15 protein-coding genes are annotated in these 15,977 nt (G+C 71.7%); 7 read left to right on the top strand and 8 right to left on the bottom strand.

Going from position 1 to position 15,977, the window contains the following annotated elements:
• Positions 1 to 214: 214 nt before the first annotated feature.
• A complete protein-coding gene (locus OG776_RS08530) occupies positions 215 to 748 on the bottom strand; it encodes a GNAT family N-acetyltransferase (RefSeq protein WP_148009802.1) in 534 nt (177 codons plus the stop codon).
• 142 nt (positions 749 to 890) lie between these two features.
• Positions 891 to 4,241, bottom strand: a complete 3,351-nt coding sequence (locus OG776_RS08525; protein ID WP_329326392.1) for a GH92 family glycosyl hydrolase — start codon at positions 4,239 to 4,241, stop codon at positions 891 to 893.
• Between the two features lie 521 nt (positions 4,242 to 4,762).
• Here OG776_RS08525 and OG776_RS08520 point away from each other — a divergent pair.
• The gene (locus OG776_RS08520; RefSeq protein ID WP_329326390.1) at positions 4,763 to 5,044 is read left to right on the top strand and encodes a hypothetical protein; all 282 of its coding nucleotides are present in this window, start codon (positions 4,763 to 4,765) and stop codon (positions 5,042 to 5,044) included.
• Positions 5,045 to 5,065: 21 nt separating this feature from the next.
• On the opposite strand, the gene OG776_RS08515 is transcribed toward OG776_RS08520, so the two are convergent.
• A complete protein-coding gene (locus OG776_RS08515) occupies positions 5,066 to 6,415 on the bottom strand; it encodes a flavin-containing monooxygenase (RefSeq protein ID WP_148012642.1) in 1,350 nt (449 codons plus the stop codon).
• Positions 6,416 to 6,623: 208 nt separating this feature from the next.
• On the opposite strand from OG776_RS08515, the gene OG776_RS08510 reads away from it, so the two are divergent.
• The 4 genes from OG776_RS08510 (at position 6,624) to OG776_RS08495 (ending at position 10,760) form a co-directional block, all read left to right on the top strand.
• Entirely contained in the window at positions 6,624 to 7,277 is a 654-nt protein-coding gene (locus OG776_RS08510) for a TetR/AcrR family transcriptional regulator (protein ID WP_329319874.1), read from the top strand.
• Positions 7,274 to 8,983 (top strand): GMC family oxidoreductase, encoded by a 1,710-nt coding sequence (locus OG776_RS08505; RefSeq protein ID WP_329319872.1) that lies wholly within the window; start codon positions 7,274 to 7,276, stop codon positions 8,981 to 8,983. The genes OG776_RS08510 and OG776_RS08505 overlap by 4 nt, the downstream gene beginning before the upstream one ends.
• On the top strand, positions 8,980 to 9,621 hold the full coding sequence (locus OG776_RS08500) for an acetoacetate decarboxylase family protein (protein WP_222723853.1): 642 nt from the start codon (positions 8,980 to 8,982) through the stop codon (positions 9,619 to 9,621). The genes OG776_RS08505 and OG776_RS08500 overlap by 4 nt, the downstream gene beginning before the upstream one ends.
• Before the next feature lie 194 nt (positions 9,622 to 9,815).
• On the top strand, positions 9,816 to 10,760 hold the full coding sequence (locus tag OG776_RS08495; RefSeq protein WP_329319870.1) for a poly(ethylene terephthalate) hydrolase family protein: 945 nt from the start codon (positions 9,816 to 9,818) through the stop codon (positions 10,758 to 10,760).
• Positions 10,761 to 10,917: 157 nt separating this feature from the next.
• On the opposite strand, the gene OG776_RS08490 is transcribed toward OG776_RS08495, so the two are convergent.
• The gene (locus OG776_RS08490) at positions 10,918 to 11,892 is read right to left on the bottom strand and encodes an aldo/keto reductase (protein WP_329319868.1); all 975 of its coding nucleotides are present in this window, start codon (positions 11,890 to 11,892) and stop codon (positions 10,918 to 10,920) included.
• A 569-nt stretch (positions 11,893 to 12,461) separates the two neighbouring features.
• On the opposite strand from OG776_RS08490, the gene OG776_RS08485 reads away from it, so the two are divergent.
• Positions 12,462 to 12,752 carry a WhiB family transcriptional regulator gene (locus tag OG776_RS08485; protein ID WP_329319866.1) on the top strand — a complete coding sequence of 97 codons (291 nt, stop codon included), beginning with the start codon at positions 12,462 to 12,464 and terminating at the stop codon, positions 12,750 to 12,752.
• 117 nt (positions 12,753 to 12,869) lie between these two features.
• Here the strand turns inward: OG776_RS08485 and OG776_RS08480 are convergent, their stop codons facing one another.
• The 4 genes from OG776_RS08480 to OG776_RS08465 form a co-directional block, all read right to left on the bottom strand.
• A complete protein-coding gene (locus OG776_RS08480; RefSeq protein WP_148012637.1) occupies positions 12,870 to 13,565 on the bottom strand; it encodes an alpha/beta hydrolase in 696 nt (231 codons plus the stop codon).
• 136 nt (positions 13,566 to 13,701) lie between these two features.
• Complete coding sequence (locus OG776_RS08475) at positions 13,702 to 14,397, bottom strand: alpha/beta fold hydrolase (RefSeq protein ID WP_329319863.1); 696 nt, start codon at positions 14,395 to 14,397, stop codon at positions 13,702 to 13,704.
• Positions 14,398 to 14,557: 160 nt separating this feature from the next.
• The gene (locus OG776_RS08470) at positions 14,558 to 14,920 is read right to left on the bottom strand and encodes a DoxX family protein (RefSeq protein WP_329319861.1); all 363 of its coding nucleotides are present in this window, start codon (positions 14,918 to 14,920) and stop codon (positions 14,558 to 14,560) included.
• On the bottom strand, positions 14,917 to 15,045 hold the full coding sequence (locus OG776_RS08465; protein WP_329319859.1) for a hypothetical protein: 129 nt from the start codon (positions 15,043 to 15,045) through the stop codon (positions 14,917 to 14,919). The genes OG776_RS08470 and OG776_RS08465 overlap by 4 nt, the downstream gene beginning before the upstream one ends.
• An 80-nt stretch (positions 15,046 to 15,125) precedes the next feature.
• On the opposite strand from OG776_RS08465, the gene OG776_RS08460 reads away from it, so the two are divergent.
• Positions 15,126 to 15,977, top strand: coding sequence for a LysR family transcriptional regulator (locus OG776_RS08460; RefSeq protein WP_329319857.1), 852 nt, complete (start codon positions 15,126 to 15,128; stop codon positions 15,975 to 15,977).

Below are 15,977 nucleotides of genomic sequence, written 5' to 3'. Positions count from 1 at the left end.
GCACGCGCCCTGAACGCCCCGGCCGCACACCTCCGGGCCCCGGCCGCGGACGTCTCCGCGGAGACCGTCACCGGGCCCGGCGGTCGTGGGGGCCGTCCGTGGGGGTCGTCCGGCCCTCCGGCGGCCGGGGCACGTGCCGGCCGGGTCCTCCCGACGGGGTGCCGGCCGCGCCCCGGACCGCGGGCCTGCACGTGGTTCCGGGGGAGCGGGGGGCTCAGGCCTCGGGGCCGGCCTCGGCGCGCAGGACCGAGTAGATGACCATGTCGCGCCAGGCTCCGGCGCGGAAACAGGCGCCGCGCAGCACGCCCTCGCGAGTGAACCCGGCCCCTTCCAGCGCACGTTGCTCGGCGATGTTCACCACCTCGGTGCTCGCCTCGATCCGGTTGACCTTGGTGTGCGCGAACAGATATTCCACGAGCCGTCGCTGGGCCTGCTTGCCGTAGCCCTTGCCGCGTTCGGTGACGAGCAGGGAGATGCCGATGTTCCAGCAAGGTGACGCCGGGCCCTGAAGGACCTCGTGCCACTGCACCTCGCCGACGAACCGGTCGTCGTTCCCGGCGATCGTCAAGCGGCCGCCCCGCGGGGTGAGGAAACCGGACTCGGCCCACTGCCGGCGGAGCAGGCCGGGATTGCGGTAGCCGAAGAAACCGAGCTCGCCGTTCTCGTCGGGGTCCTCGTGAAGACGCTCGAGCGGGTCGAGGTCCTTCTCCGAGACGGGGCGCAGTCGGACATGATCACGATGAGGCATGAGGTCCAGCGTAGGGGCGACGTGCCCGGCCCGTCGGACGGGCCCGCGCGGGAGGCCCGAGTCACCTCCCGGCGACGCCCGGAGGGCTGGTCCCGGAGATCGTGACCGGAACCAGCCCTCTGTCGTCAGTGCCTGGGGCGCGTCACTGCCCGAAGCCGTAGGCGAACAGGTGGACGGTGCCGGTGGAGCCCGTCACCGGAAGGGTGACCGACGCCACCTGCTTGGACACGTCGAGGGGGACCTTCGTCGCGAAGACGTACGTCTTCACGCTGTCCCGGCCTCCGCTCGCCGTGTTCCGGTAGGCCGTCGAGACGGCCGTCGTGTCTCCCGGAATCGGCTTGCTGCCGCCTCCGTTGAGCGTCCAGTCCGAGAAGCCGACCGTCGCCCGGGAAGTGGTGCCGTCGGTGTACGTCACCGTCAGCGTGCCCGAGACCCCGCTGCCGTCGGTCGGCGCGTTGACCGCGGCGCCCAGCAGACCGAAGGACGAACCCGAGGTGCCGGCCGGCATGGGGATGGTCTGGCCGGCCATCTCCAGGTTGTCCGGCTGACCGGAGGTCACCGTGGGCCAGGTGTAGGAGATGCCGTCGGCCGTGACGGCCGAGCCGTTGGTGACCCCGGCCGCCGACAGCGCGTTCTGCGAGAACGCCCAGCCACCGCCGTCGAATCCGGCCGAGAAGGTGGCGCCGTCGGGGAAGACGCCCTCGTTGGTGTCGTAGGGCCACAGCGCGCCCGCCTCGGCGACGGCCACGCGGAGGGCCGCACTGCCCACCGCCGCGCCGGTGGTGTGGTCGGTCAGCGCGAAGGCGACCGGGAAGGTCCCTTCGCCGGAGCCCGCCGTCACATGGACCTTGGCCTCGGCGCTGCCGGACGGGGCCACCGTCAGTGAGCCGGAGGCCGTGTCCAGGGTGACTCCCGAGGGTGCCGTGGCCTTCCAGTCGACCGTGACGGCCTTGCCGCCGAGGTTGGTCAGCTTCAGCGTCCCGTCACCGGACGCGCCCGGCTGGAGGACGAGGCCGTCACTGGTGGGTCCGGTCGCGGCCAGCACCCGGTCACCGCCCGTGGTGTCCGAGGGCGGTGCCGCGGACCGGTCGGACGCCCACGACTTGTCGGGCTGGGTGCCGAGCGTGAAGTCGAGCGTGCCCGCTCCCGCGAACTGCTGGTAGGTCAGCCAGGAGGTCTTCCACGGCTTGCCCTTGACGCCGAGCGACTGCACGTACGGCGCGTCGGGCGCGGCCTGGGGCGCCTTGATCTGGACCGGCTTGCCGCTCCCCGGGGTCACCTCGGCCACCGGGAAGGCCGGACTGCCGAGCACCAGGGTGTCGGCGCCCGGGGTCTCGGGATACACGCCGAGCGCGGACCAGACGTACCAGGAACTCATCGCGCCGAGGTCGTCGTTGCCGAACGAACCGACCGGGGCGTTGAAGTACAGCTTCTGCTGGGCGTCGCGGACGGCCGCCTGGGTCTTCCACGGCTCACCCGTGTACGCGTACTCCCACGGGATCTCGACACTGGGCTCATTGCTCAGATCGGCGTCGGTGCCGCCGGGGTGGGCAACGTTGTCCAACAGGCTGTCCAGGTACGACGAGTACGCCTGTGTGCCGCCCCGCGCCTGGATGAGCTGCTTCAGGTTGAACGGGACCATCGGCGTGTACTGCGCCGACGTGCCCTCGACGAAGCCGTTGGAGGTGCCCGGGGTGAATCCGCCCGCGAACTGGCCGTCCTTGTTCCTGCCCTGCATGTAACCGGTCTGCGGGTTGAAGACGTTCATCCAGTCCTGCGCGCGGGTGGCGAACTTCGTGTAGACGGACGTCTTGCCGAGGGACTTCGCGAAGGCGGCGACGGCGTAGTCCGCGGAGTCGTACTCCAGCTGCGTGGAGACCGGCCCGTAGAAGTTGCAGCAGCCGTAGTCGTTCTCGTCCAGCGGGAGGTAGCCCTTCGCGTCCCGCACCGACTCGCCGGGGCGGTCGTTGTTCGGGGCCGTGCCCTCGTGCTGCAGGGCGGCGAGCGCCTTGTCCGTGTCGAAGCCGCGGGCGCCGAAGGCGTAGGCGTCGGCGATGATGCCGGCGGCCGGGTCACCGACCATGACGTAGCTCTCGCCGTTGTTCGACGCCCACTTGGGGAGCAGACCCGTCTGGTCGTACCCGTTGAGCATCGAGGTGACGACGTCACTGGTGACCTTGGGCTCGACCATCGCCATCAGCTGGGTCTGGGAGCGATAGGTGTCCCAGCCCGAGTAGTTGGCGTACTGGGCCTGTTGTCCCTCGGCCAGCTTGTGGACCTGGTTGTCCATGCCCATGTACTGACCGTCGGCGTCCGAGAGGACGTTCGGGTGCAGCAGGGCGTGGTAGAGCGCGGTGTAGAACTGCGTCTGCTGGTCCGCGGACCCGCCGCCGATCCGGACCTTGTCGAACACCGCGTTCCAGGCGTCGTGGTTGGCCTTCTCGACGGCGCCGAGGTTCCAGTCCTTGATCTCACGGGAGAGGTTGGCCGCCGCGCCGGTGTCACTCGTGTACGAGATACCGACCTTCGCGCGCACGGTGGGGTCGGCGGAGGTGTCGAAGGTGAGGTACATGCCGTTCGCGCCGGTGGTCGGCGGCTCGGCGCTCGACCCGGCCCCGCGCGCGGCCGACCCGGCGGCCGCGCTCGCCGCCGGGGACGGTGCGACGGAACGCGCCGCACCGCGGGTGCCGTGCACCGTCGGTGACGGGGCGGCCGGAACGGTGAAGTGCTTCTCCTTGAGCGCCTTCGACGGCTTCGTCGTCAGGTCCTGCCGGACCTTGCCCGCCTTGAGCGACTTCGCGCTCGGGTTGATCGTGCCGCCGACCCAGGTGCCGCTCGCGGTGAACGGCTGGTCGAACTTGATGTCGAAGTGCAGCGTGTACCTGTTGCCGGCGCCGCAGAAGTGACCGCTGTCGATCGCTCCGCTGATCTCCTTCTTGTTCACCACCTGGACGCGGGTCCCGTCCACCTGCGTGGCGCCGCCGCTGAGCTTGAAGAGCAGGTTGGCCTGCCGGCCGGCGGGGAACGTGAAGGAGCCGAGACCGGCGCGGGTGGTGTCGGTCAGCCGGGTGGTGACCCCGTTGGCGTCGGTCACCTGGTAGGAGCCGATGCCGGTCTTCTCGTCGTCGTGGCTGAAGCCGACGGACGTGCCGCCGAGGCTGCCGGAGAGCGCTCCGGTGACCGGCAGGACGGGCAGGTCACCGGCGACGCCGCAGCCGGGTCCGGAGACATGGGTGAGGCTGAAGCCGGAGATCTTGCTGTCGTCGTACTCGTAGCCGCCGCCCGAGGGCCGGTCGGGCGTGGTGTCGGGGCCCCACTGCATCATGCCGGCGGGCATGTCGGGCCCGGGGAAGGTGTCCACCGCACCGGAGGTGCCGATGAGGGGGTTGACCAGGGACGCGGGGTCCTTGACGAAGCCCGGTGCCGCGGCGCTCGCTGCCTGGGCGCTCCCGATCGCGGGGAGCGGAAGCACGGCGAGGCCCATGACGGACATCACGGCCAGGCGTTGACGGAATCTCTTGCGGTTACGTGGAGCGGCTGAACGTCGGGGTCGTGCCATCTGTTGCCTCCACAGCGGTTCCCACTTCGCACATGAGGAGTCGGCGTGCCGAGGAGCGCACGCCGACGAGAGGCGACGATGCCGGTCGATCCGATCGGCCTGACAACGTTGCCATGCACGAGAGACGAGTGAACGCGCGTGCCTGCGGGGTGTCAACGAGACCAACAGAACTTTCTGGTGGGGCAGTTCACGGTGAGCGACCCCGGGGTCGTCCGAGGTGCCGGCCGGTCGAGCCGCCCGTGGACGGGAGCCGGCCCCGAAGGCGGGCCCCACCTGCCCGGCTTCGGCCGCCGGTCGCCTCGGGCCGGACGACCCGCCCGGCCGCACGGGGCCGGCGGACTCACGCGCAGTCACCGCGGACGCGTCAAAGGTTCTGCAAAGTTGACCGGTGAACCAGGTGGTGGGTGAGGCGCGTGGCGGCACCGTGACAGGAAATCGGTCCCGCTTGTGTCGATTTGGGTCTCAGGTTCGCCGACGCACCTGGTTCCAGGCGGCGTTCATGGCTGGAGCTGGAGCTGGAGCTGGAGCTGGAGCTGGGGCTGGGGCTGGGGCTGGGGCTGGAGCTGGAGCTGGAGCTGGAGCTGGGGCTGGGGCTGGGGCTGGGGCCGGGACGGGGCCTTGGGCCGGGGGACGCGCCCCGGGGGCGCTCGGCTCGTCGGCGGTGCCGCGTTCCACGGTGCCGCGTCCCCGAACCGGTGCCGCGTCCACGGCCGGCCGTCTTCCCGCCCGACGGGTGAGGACGGTGCCGGTCCTCGGGCTCAACGCGCCCGCGGCCGACGGCCGGCAGGCTCGCGGACCCGTGCGCCCGCCCGCCGCCGCTCGTCGCGCAGCTCCCTGAGATAGGAGCGGGCGTCCACCTGGATCGTGTGCCGCGTGGACGCCACGTACCGGCGCGCCAGCGCCGCCCGGTAGGCCCGTGCCTCGGCGCGCATCCCCGCATGCCCGGGCAGGGCGCCGCGGCCGTCGAGGAGGTCCGCCACCCAGTGCGACTGGGCCTCGGCGAGCGGCATGATCGCGCCGAGCGGCTGCACGAGGCCGATGAAGTACAGGCCGGGGTGGTCGGGGGAGACCACCCGGTGGTAGAGGCTGACGGCGTTCTCCACGGGATCCGCCAACTCGCTGCCGAGGAACGGGAAGGAGATGTCGTACCCGGTGCAGTAGACGATGTCGTCGATCTCCTCGGAGGTGCCGTCCGTGAAGACGACGCGGTCCACCTCCAGGCGCTCGGGGCCCGGTTTCACCGTGATGTCTCCGTGGCCCAGGCGGGAGAGCAGGTCGTCGGAGACGGTCGGGTGGGCGCCGAGCACGCGGTGGCGGGGCGTCGGGAGCCCGTAGTCGCTCAGTCTGCCGCGGCTCAGCCGCAGGAGCAGCTGCAGCCCCCGGTCCTGAACCGCCAGCGGTGCCCTGGCCAGCACCGAGCCGGTGAGGTGGTCGGTGGGGATGCCGAACAGGTACTTCGGCAGGATGTGGGCGCCGCGCCGCATCGCGAGGAACGTGCGCCGGGAGACCCGGGAGGTCTCCACCGCGATGTCGCAGGCCGAGTTGCCGATCCCGACGACGAGGACCCGCCGGCCGGTGAAGGGGTCCGGGGTGCGGTAGTGGTGCGAGTGGGTCTGCCGGCCGGTGAACCGTCCGGCTCCGGGCAGCGGGGGCCGCGGCATGCGGGGTTTCCAGTGGTGTCCGGTCGCGACCAGGACCGCGCCGTACGTCCGTTCGCGGAAGTCCTGCGTGCCGACCTGACGAACCGTCACCCGCCATGCAGAGTCGGGTGCTTGCACCACCCGCGTCACCTCGGTACGGAACGTGATCGACGGGCGCAGCCCGAAGTGGTCCACGAAGGCGTCGAAGTAGCGGGCGATCTGGAAGTGGCTCGGGTAGACCGGGTAGTCGTCCGCCATGGGGAAACAGGCGTACTCCATGATCTGCCGCGAGGTGTTGATGTGCAGCGAGCGGTAGGCCGACGACATGCCGTTGTCGTTGAGGTACCGCCAGTTCCCTCCCACCTCCGACCCGGTCTCGTAGCAGTCGTACGGGATTCCGCGGGCCGCGAGCACCTGGCAGGCGGCGATTCCGGACGAGCCGGCGCCGATCACACACACCCGCTCCATGGCGGACCCCTCCTGCTGGAACCCGGCCCTGTGACCGGGTGGTCACAGGCTGGATCCGGCCTCCGTCCGTTGTCAATGACCGTGCGGTGCCGAGGGCGGGCTTCGGACTCCAACAGTCCTTTGTGTCGCACTCGTTGACAGCGCGTGGCGATGCCTCCACGATGACCGGGCGGTCACATGACCGCCCGGTCATCCGCGGGAGCGCCTCATGCCCACCACCACCTGGACAGGCCTGTCACCGGTCCGACGCGAGCGTGTCCTGGTCGCCGCGATGGACGAGTTCGGCACGCACGGATACTCCACCGGGAGCCTCAACGTCATCGCCCGCGAGGCGGGTGTCGCCAAGGGTTCGCTCTTCCAGTACTTCGCCGGGAAGCTCGACCTGTTCGCCTACGTGGCCGAGCAGACCTCGCTGCGCATCTACGCCGAGATGCGTCCCTGGCTCGAGGGATACGACGGTTCCACCGAGTTCTCCGCCTACTTGACGGACGCCCTGGGAGCCTGGCTCGACTACTTCACCACGCACCCCCTGGAACGCGGGGTGACCGCCGCGACCAACATGGAGATGAATCCGTCGGTCCGTGACGCGGTGCGCGCCCCCGTCCAGGAGATCTACCTCGTCGGCCTGCGGCCCCTGGTCGAGCGGGCGGTGGAGACCGGCGACCTGCGCAAGGACGCGGACGTGGACGCCCTGCTGTCGCTCCTGCTGGTCCTCCTGCCGCATCTGGCCCTCGCCCCGCACGCCCCCGGAGGCGAGGGCCCGGTGCCTCTCGTGGGGGAGAACCCCGAGGTGCGCCGGGAGAACATCGCCCGGCTGGTCACGCCCCTGCTCGCCGACTTCTCGGCCCGGAGCGGGCGATGAGCGCCTTCGACTACGACGTGCTCGTCGTCGGCTCCGGATTCGGCGGCAGTGTCACCGCGCTGCGCCTCACGGAGAAGGGTTACCGGGTCGGCGTGCTGGAGGCCGGCCGACGTTTCACCGACGCGGACTTCCCCCGTACCTCCTGGCACGTGCGCGACTACCTCTTCGCGCCCCGCCTCGGCTGCCGGGGCATCCTGCGCATGACCCTGCTCGGCAACATCCTGGTCCTGACCGGAGCCGGTGTCGGCGGCGGCTCGCTGGGTTACGCCAACACCCTCTACGAACCCCCCGATGCCTTCTACCGGGAATCGGCCTGGGCCGGGCTCACCGACTGGCGGGGCGAACTCGCCCCCCACTTCGCGCAGGCCCGCCGCATGCTCGGGGTGACCCCCAACCCCCTCTTCACCGAGGCCGACCGGCTGCTCAAGGACACCGCCCGCCGTCTCGGCCGTGAGCACACCTTCCGTCCCACCCCCGTGGGCGTCCACTTCGGCCCGCCCGGTACCCCGCCGGGGACCCGTGCCGCCGACCCGTTCTTCGGCGGCGCGGGTCCCGAACGGGACGCCTGCCTGCAGTGCGGTGCGTGCATGACGGGCTGCCGGCACAACGCCAAGAACACCCTCCCGAAGAACTACCTGGGCCTCGCCGAACAGGCGGGTGCCGTGGTCCTCCCGGACCGCACCGTCACGGACGTCAGCCCATGCGGCGAGGGATGGTCCGTCACCTCGGTACGGACCGGCGCCCTGCCGATGCGCCGCGGACGGACCCTCACGGCCCGGGACGTGGTCTTCGCCGCGGGCGCCCTGGGGACCCAGAGGCTGCTGCACCGGCTGCGTGACCGCGGCTCACTGCCCCGGCTGTCACCCCGCCTGGGAAGGCTCACCCGTACCAACTCCGAAGCGGTGCTGGCCGTCCGCTCGAAGGACAGGGACGCCGACTACACCAGGGGCGTCGCCATCACCTCCTCCGTGCGCCTGGACGACGTCACACAGGTCGAACCCGTTCGCTACGGCCGGGGCAGCAATCTGCTGGGACTGCTCGGCGCGACACTCGTCGACCCCGTACCCGGCCGGTCACGGCTGCTGCTCGGACTGGCGGCGATGGCCCGCGACGCGCGCGGCCTGCCGCGACTGCACAGTCCGCGCCGCTGGTCCCAGCAGTCCGTGGTCCTGCTGGTGATGCAGTCCGTCGACAACTCCCTGACCACGTACACCCGCAGGACCCCGCTCGGCCGTCGCAGGCTGACCAGCCGTCAGGGTGAGGGCGCGCCCAGCCCGGTGTGGATACCCGCGGCCCACGCCGCGGCGCGCGAGGCCGCCGCGCTGAGCGGCGGGCAGGCCTGCGGAACCTGGGGTGACCTCTTCGACATTCCGACCACCGGCCACCTCATCGGCGGCTGCGCCGTCGGCGACAGCGCGCGCGACGGCGTCGTCGACCCCTACCACCGGCTGCACGGCCACCCAGGTCTGCACGTCATCGACGGGTCCACCATCTCCGCGAACCCCGGTGTCAACCCGTCGCTCACGATCACCGCCCTCGCCGAGCGGGCCACCGCCCTGTGGCCCAACAAGGGAGAGCCCGATCCGCGCCCCGGCCCGGGAGAGCCCTACCGCACCGTCGTCCCGATCCCGCCACGGCACCCCGCGGTGCCCGCCGGAGCCCCGGCCGCCCTCCGTCCGCACCCTCCCGGAAAGGACGCCAGGTGACCGGCTATCCGAAGGAACCGTGGCGGCTGGCCGGGCAGATGTACCTGTCGCTGTGGCTGGTGACACGGCACGCACTGCCCCAAGTCCCCCTCGGGACACGGCCCGTCACCGTCGCCGGCCGTGGTGTGGTGGGAGCGGCCTGGGTCGTCTACGAGAACGACAGCGTCCTGTCGTACAACGAACTGCTCCGGGCGGTCCTGGTCCGGGTCGGGACCCGCCCCCGCGTGTGCATCACCGACATCTGGGTCGACAGCGAGATCTCGAAGGCCGGCGGCCGCGAACTGTGGGGCGTTCCGAAGGAGATGGCGACCTTCCGCCTGGACCGGGCCGACGGGCTGCGGGCCTCCGCAAGCTCCGGCGACGGGCTTGTGGCCGGCGCCGCCTTCCGTCCCGGCAGGGGACTGCCCGGCCGCTGGCCCCTGTCCTACCGCGTGGCACAGACGCTGTCCGGACGGCTGAAGACCAGCCCGGTGCGGTCGCGTACCGACCTCTCCCTCGCGCGGGCCGACTGGACCGTGGCGGACAGCGGCCCCCTGCGGGCGCTGGGCCTCAGCCGTCCCGTCATCAGCCTCGAACTGAGCGACTTCCGGATCCGGTTCGGCGACACCACCACAGGACCCCCCACGGGCGGGGAGTGAGCGGCCGGTCCCCTGAACCGGCCGCTCACTCCGATGTCCCTCCCGGTGCCCGGGCCGCGTGCGCGGCGGGCCGTACACCGACCCGCCGGGCTCCGGCCCGTTCTCCGCCCATGCCCGCTGCAGGCCCGGCGAGTTCACCGAGGGGCCCGACCGACAGAGAGCGTTCTCATCCCCCACATCGAGAAGGTGATCCCGTGTTCCGTCGACTCCTGCGGACCGTGTCCGTGCCGGCGATCCCGCTGACGCTCGCGGTCGCGTTCGCCGTCCCCTCCGCCGCGACCGCGGCCACTCCCGCACCGTCCACCGCCGCGGCGGTGGATCCCTCGAGCGCCGGGCCGTTCGCCGTGGCCCACACCGATCTGACGGTGTCCGCGGCGGGCCGTTCGTTCGCCGCCCGCGTCTGGTACCCCGGGACGACCGCCGGAGCCGATGCGCCCGTGGCCGCCGGACCGCACCCCGGACTCGCGTTCGGCCACGGGTTCTTCCAGGACATCTCCAAGTACGAGAGCCTGCTCACGCACTACGCCTCCTGGGGCGTCATCACGGTCGCCCCGAAGTCCCAAGCCGGCCTCTTCCCCAGCCACTCGGGTTTCGCCGACGACCTCAACGCCTCGCTCACCTGGCTGACCGCGCAGAACTCCACCGGCGGTTCGCGCTTCGCGGGTGCCGTGGACACGGCACGACTCGGTCTGTCGGGCCACTCGATGGGCGGTGGCGCCGCCCTGCTGGCGGCCGGTCGCAACAGCGCCGTCAAAGCCGTCTCCACCCTGGCGGCCGCCGAGACCGACCCCTCCGCCGTCACCGCGTCCGGCACCCTGAGCATGCCCGCCCAGTACGTGGGAGGAAGCGCGGACAGCATCGCCGGCGTCGCCGGGAACCAGCAGAAGATGTACGACGCGAAGCCCTCGCCCACCCAACTCCGCGTCATCACCGGGGGCTTCCACTGCGGGTTCGTCGACAGCTCGGGCATCGGCTGCGACAGCGGCTCCCTCAGCCGCGCCGTCCAGCAGAGGCTCACCCGGGGAATCACCACCGCCTACCTGCTGTACACATGGGGAGTCGACGACTCGCTCTACAACCAGGTCTGGGGCTCCGCGGCCCGGAACCTGGCCGGGGTCGTGTACTCGGCCAAGCCCTGACCACCCGCGAAGCCGTACCGGTACCGCACGGCGCGGTCGGGGGTGCACCCGGTAGGGCCACATCGCCTTGAGGCACGGCACACCATGAGGGCGCGGCAACATGCCGCGCCCTCATGGTCGTTGTCGCTTGTCGCCCGGTGGCGCCGGGGACTGCCCGTCAGTACCGGGCGCCGACGGGAGCCTGGATGGCGTCGAGATCGGCGAGGTCGGCCGGGGAGAGCCGGACGTCCGCGGCGCCCGCGTTGTCGGCGAGGTACTTCGGGGTCTTGGTACCGGGGATGGGGACGACGTAGGGGCCCTGAGCGGCGAGCCACGCGAGGGCCACCTGCGCGGGAGTGGCGCCGATCCGGTCGGCGACCTCGCGGACCTTCGCCGCGATGTCCAGGTTGGCCCGCAGGTTGTCCTGCTGGAAGCGGGGCAGGCGACGCCGCTGGTCGTTCTCGGGCAGGTCGCCGAAGGAGGTGAACCGGCCGACGAGGAAGCCGCGGCCCAGCGGGGAGTACGGCAGGAAGCCGATGCCGTGCTCCTCGCAGTACGGCAGGACCGCGGCCTGGACGTCGCGGGTCCACAGGGAGAACTCGGACTGCACGATTGTGACCGCGTGTACGGCCTGGGCGCGCCGGATCTGCTCGACGGTGACCTCGGACAGGCCCAGGCGGAGCGCCTTGCCGGCCGTGACCGACTCGGCCATCGCACCCCAGGTCTCCTCGATCGGGACCTCGGGGTCGACACGGTGGAGTTGGTAGAGATCGATGTGGTCGGTGCCCAGGCGGCGCAGGCTGCCGTCGATGGCGGCGCGGACGTGCTCGGGCCGGCCGTTGGGCCTGACCAGCGGGGAACCGCCGGGACCGCCGGTGGGGTCCATGGACTCCAGGCCGACCTTGGTGGCGATCACCGCTCCGTCGCGTCGGCCGGTCAGGGCCCGGCCGAGGAGTTCCTCGTTGGTGTACGGGCCGTAGACGTCGGAGGTGTCGATCAGGGTCGTGCCCAGGTCGAGGGCCTGGTGGATGACGGAGACGGAGGTCGCTTCGTCACGCGGGGTGACCATGTCGTAGGCGAAACTCATTCCCATCGCGCCCAGACCGATGACGCCGATCCGTGGTCCGTGGGTGCCCAGAGTGGTGGTGCGCATGCCGGGTTCTGCTTTCGTGTCGGAGCCGAGGGACGTCGCGGCCGAGCGACACTGACCGACCGGTCGACTAGAAGGAACCTAGGTCGCTCGGAGGGGGAGAGTCAAAGGTCCGGAGGCTTTGGTCCGGGACCTGCTTCCTCGCACCGGACAGGCGCGGACTTGCAGTGGGCGCGGCCTGGGCCTCGGAGGCGGCGGGAGATCCATCCCCACGGGGCGGCCGTGGGCTGTGTCCACGCGTCGGTCCACGCCCAGGCGGACGGCGCGCCCGGCGCGGTGGTCATCGCGCCCGGCGACGCACGGCACACCGTGCCGACGGAGGTCCGCCGGGCACCCGGTCACGGACGGTCTCCGCCGGGTCTGAGAGGAAGCGGGTCGCGTTGCGTATATCCGGTTGGACGGTGAAGAACGGGCCGAGGTGCCGGACGGAGCCGCGCTTCGCGGGTGGGGTGCGGGACGACGGCGCCGCGTCGGGGAAGGGCGGAGCGGGACGGCACGCACGGTCCGGGGACTGGATCGGTACGGCAACCTGCAGCAGCGTCATCAGCTCGCTCGGCCGTGGGAGGGACGTCATGACGAGTACGAAGACCGACTGGAGAGAGAGCTCCGCCTGCGGCAGCTCCGATGCGGACGATCTGTTCGCGGACAGTCCGCGCCAGAAGCGGGCGAAAATGATCTGCATGCAGTGTCCGGTGCGCACCGAGTGTCTGGCCGAAGCGCTGGACGAGCGGATCGAGTTCGGGGTGTGGGGCGGCATGACCGAGCGTGAGCGCAGGCTTCTGCTGCGGCGCAGACCGAACGTCGCCTCCTGGCTCTCCGTACTGGAAGAAGCCCGGGACAGCTCGATGTCCAGGGCCGGTTGAGGACTCAGGGGACTCGACGACCGACCGGAGGGCCGCCGGGACCGAGGGGCCGACGGGATCGGTGTCCTGGAACGCGAGCGGGGGGTGCGCCGTCGCGTGGCCGCCCCCCCCGCGATGTCAACTACGGTTTGTGACAGGTCCGTCGAGCCGTGGCTGAGGCTCGGCGGCAAGCTCCCGCAGGAGCCCGACCACGAGATCGGGCTGTCCGACGAACGGGGAGTGGCCTGTCCGCCACTCGCGTACGTCCGTGCAGCGCGAGGCCAGCTTCCGCTGGAGGAGCGGGTCGACGGCCCGGTCCCGCGTGCAGACGACGTAGGTGGAGGGAGTGTGTTTCCAGCCGTGGCGGTCCGGGACGCCCCGCCCGCAGCCGGGGGCCTGTGCACGGAGCAGGCCGACCGCCCAGGCGGCGCGAGCTTCGGAGCAGTCGCCGTAGAGGACGTCGGCGGCCCGGCCGGGGTGCAGGCTGGTCCAGCCGTCGGGCTCGGTGTCGATCGCGTCCTGGAGCTGCGCGGTCGCACCGCCCAGGCCGGCCGCGCTCTCACCGGCATCGGGTGTGAAGGCCGCCAGATAGACCAGGTGCCGCGCCCCGCGCAGGCCGGTGATCACTGATCCGCCGTAGGAGTGGCCGAGCACGATCGCGGGCTCCGGCAGCGAGTCGACGACAGCCTGGACCGCGGCGGTGTCGGCGGACAACGAGCCCTGGTGGAGTTCGGGTACGGCCACCTCGATTCCCGCGCTCCGCAAGGGTTCCGCCACCAGGGCGAAGTGCCCGGGGCGGTGATACAGGCCATGAACGAGCACCACGGCGGCCAATGGGTACGCCTCCTTCGGGCGATGTCGGTCGATTGATCCGCCGGACCGGGACGCGCGTGGGTGACCGGACGTCCGTCGCCGAGCCGTTCGGCCACCTACGCGTGCGTCGCCGACCGGCCGTGGTCGTCGAGGCCGGTCAGCACCGCCGCCACGAACGCCCGCCGGTCGTCACCGTGATCGCGCAGCCACAGCCAAACTGGTGCTGCGCGTGCGGAAGATCGAACCGCGTGTACCGCGCGCACATGGTGAGCGCGTCCTCCACGGCCTCGGTCACCCCCGAAGGGATCACCGCGTCGGTGCCGGGCACGGCCAGTACCGCCCGGCCCTCGAACGCCCGCAGCACCTGAAGCGCGGGCGCCGCACGCCAGCTGTCCGGCCGCCGGAGGATCCCGCTGAACCGGCCTTCACCCTGCCCGAAAGGCACGTCCCACGCGGCGGCCGCGTACACGGCGGGCGCGCACAGGCCCAGCGCCGTCACCCGGGCCCCGTAGTGCCGCACGAGATCGGCGACCGTCTGCCCGCTCATGCTGAACCCCACCAGGACCAACGGCCCGTCGGCCCCCGCGTACGCGTCGATCACCGAGACGGCCTGTCCGCACCGCCGCCGCAGGCTCGACTCGGCAAGGCTTCCGGTGCTGTCGCCCTGCCCGGAGAAGTCGAAGGCGATCCCTCGGCAGCCCTGGGTCACGAACTCCTCCACCACCGGCAGCAGTCGCTCCGTGCTGCCGGCACCCGCGCCGTGCAGTACCACGGCGGTCACCCGGGAAGGATCACCGCCGTACACACCGCGGAGCCGCTCACCGTCGTGGTCGTGTGCGAAGTCGGAAAGCATGCCGCCTATTCACTCACGGGCGCCGAACCCCCGTACCCGCACCCCCGCGGCCGCCTCCCCGGGCCCGTGGACGGGCCGTCCCGACGGGGAGTGGCGGTAGCCGGCGCTGTGGTGAGGGGAGTTCGGCTCCTGGTCCCGTCCGCGCTTCGAGAGCGGTGCGTCACCACCACACCGCGGCAAGCCAGATGGTCACCGCGGAGGTGGCGACGAGGACCAGGTTGAGCGCCGTCCGGCGGTCCTCGCCGGTCAGGTGGACGACGATCGCCCCGGCTTGCAGGAGCAGGAACCCGATGGCCGCTGCCGGTGCCAACCAAGGGGCGATGCCGGTCAGGGGCGGCAGGACGAGTCCGGTCGCGCCGAGCATCTCGATCGCCCCCAGCGCTCGGACGGCGGGCAGGGGCATGCGATCGACCCAGGCCATCATCGGGCGGAGCCGGTCCCGGCTGCGGACCGCCTTGAGCGCGCCCGCGTAGAGGTAGAAGAGAGCGAGGGTGCCGGCGACGATCCAGTACGCGATGATCATGATTTCCGTTCGTGGTCTGCGGCGGGTGCGGCGCAGCGGCCCATCACCCGGGCGCCGGCCTCGGGACCGGCCACCGGTACGGCGGGGTCGGCGTGTGCTGCGCCGGTCTCGGCTGCTTCCGGCATGACCTCAGTGCACCGCCGGGGGCACGCGACTGTCCAAGACCTGTTCCGCGAGGCCGATACCTTCTGGGTATGGTCGCCGCGTGGAGCTACGTACCCTGCGCTACTTCGTGGCGGTCGCCGAGGAACTCCACTTCGGCCGGGCCGCCACTCGGCTGCACATGAGCCAGCCGCCGCTGAGCCGGGCGATCAAGCAGTTGGAGGCCGAGTTCGGCGCCCGGCTGCTGGACCGCTCTCCTCTCGGCGTCACGCTCACCCCGGTGGGCGCGGTCCTGCTCGACGAGGCGCGGGCCCTGCTCGATCAGGCCGACCACGTCCTCGCCCGCGTGACCGCGAGGGCCGACGTCGCGACTCTCACCGTCGGCATCCTGGGCGACGGTACCGACCCGGGAGCGGCCAGGCTGGCGGCCGCCTACCGCCGGAGCCACCCCGATACCGACGTCCGCATCCGCGACACCGACCTGACCGATCCGACCTGCGGGCTGCGCGCCGGACTGGTCGATGTCGCCCTGACCCGGGCGCCGTTCGACGAGACCGCCCTGACGGTACGTGAGTTGCGCTCCGATCCGGTGGGCGTGGTCCTGCGCGCCGACGACCCGCTGGCCCGCCGCGGCCTGTTGCGGCGGGCCGACCTGGGCGACCGCCGCTGGTTCCAGTTCCCGCGGGGGACCGACCCGATCTGGCAGTCGTACTGGAACGGCGGTGAGCCGCGGGAGGGCCCGGTGGTGCGTGTCGTCCAGGAGTGCCTGCAGGCCGTGTTGTGGAACGGCACGATCGGTGTGGCGCCGCTCGGACACGACCTGCCCCCGGAGTTGGCGGTGGTGCCGTTGGCCGACATGGCGCCGAGCAGGGTGGTGGCGGTGTGGAACGAGGGTGACTCCAACCCGTTGATCCGGTCGTTCGTCGAGATCGCGACAGCGGCGTACCGTCCCTGA

Source organism: Streptomyces sp. NBC_01689, assembly GCF_036250675.1.
GTDB lineage: Bacteria > Actinomycetota > Actinomycetes > Streptomycetales > Streptomycetaceae > Streptomyces.
The sequence above is the reverse complement of the archived record's forward strand: the minus strand, read 5'-3'. Positions and strand labels throughout refer to the sequence as shown.

Excerpts from the sequence above, each read along its gene's own strand:
- OG776_RS08530 (WP_148009802.1), bottom strand. The coding sequence starts at position 748 with ATGCCTCATCGTGATCATGTCCGACTGCGCCCCGTCTCGGAGAAGGAC.
- OG776_RS08525 (WP_329326392.1), bottom strand. The coding sequence starts at position 4,241 with ATGTCCGTCATGGGCCTCGCCGTGCTTCCGCTCCCCGCGATCGGGAGC.
- OG776_RS08515 (WP_148012642.1), bottom strand. The coding sequence starts at position 6,415 with ATGGAGCGGGTGTGTGTGATCGGCGCCGGCTCGTCCGGAATCGCCGCC.
- OG776_RS08510 (WP_329319874.1), top strand. The coding sequence starts at position 6,624 with ATGCCCACCACCACCTGGACAGGCCTGTCACCGGTCCGACGCGAGCGT.
- OG776_RS08505 (WP_329319872.1), top strand. The coding sequence starts at position 7,274 with ATGAGCGCCTTCGACTACGACGTGCTCGTCGTCGGCTCCGGATTCGGC.
- OG776_RS08490 (WP_329319868.1), bottom strand. The coding sequence starts at position 11,892 with ATGCGCACCACCACTCTGGGCACCCACGGACCACGGATCGGCGTCATC.
- OG776_RS08485 (WP_329319866.1), top strand. The coding sequence starts at position 12,462 with ATGACGAGTACGAAGACCGACTGGAGAGAGAGCTCCGCCTGCGGCAGC.
- OG776_RS08475 (WP_329319863.1), bottom strand. The coding sequence starts at position 14,397 with ATGCTTTCCGACTTCGCACACGACCACGACGGTGAGCGGCTCCGCGGT.
- OG776_RS08470 (WP_329319861.1), bottom strand. The coding sequence starts at position 14,920 with ATGATCATCGCGTACTGGATCGTCGCCGGCACCCTCGCTCTCTTCTAC.
- OG776_RS08465 (WP_329319859.1), bottom strand. The coding sequence starts at position 15,045 with ATGCCGGAAGCAGCCGAGACCGGCGCAGCACACGCCGACCCCGCCGTA.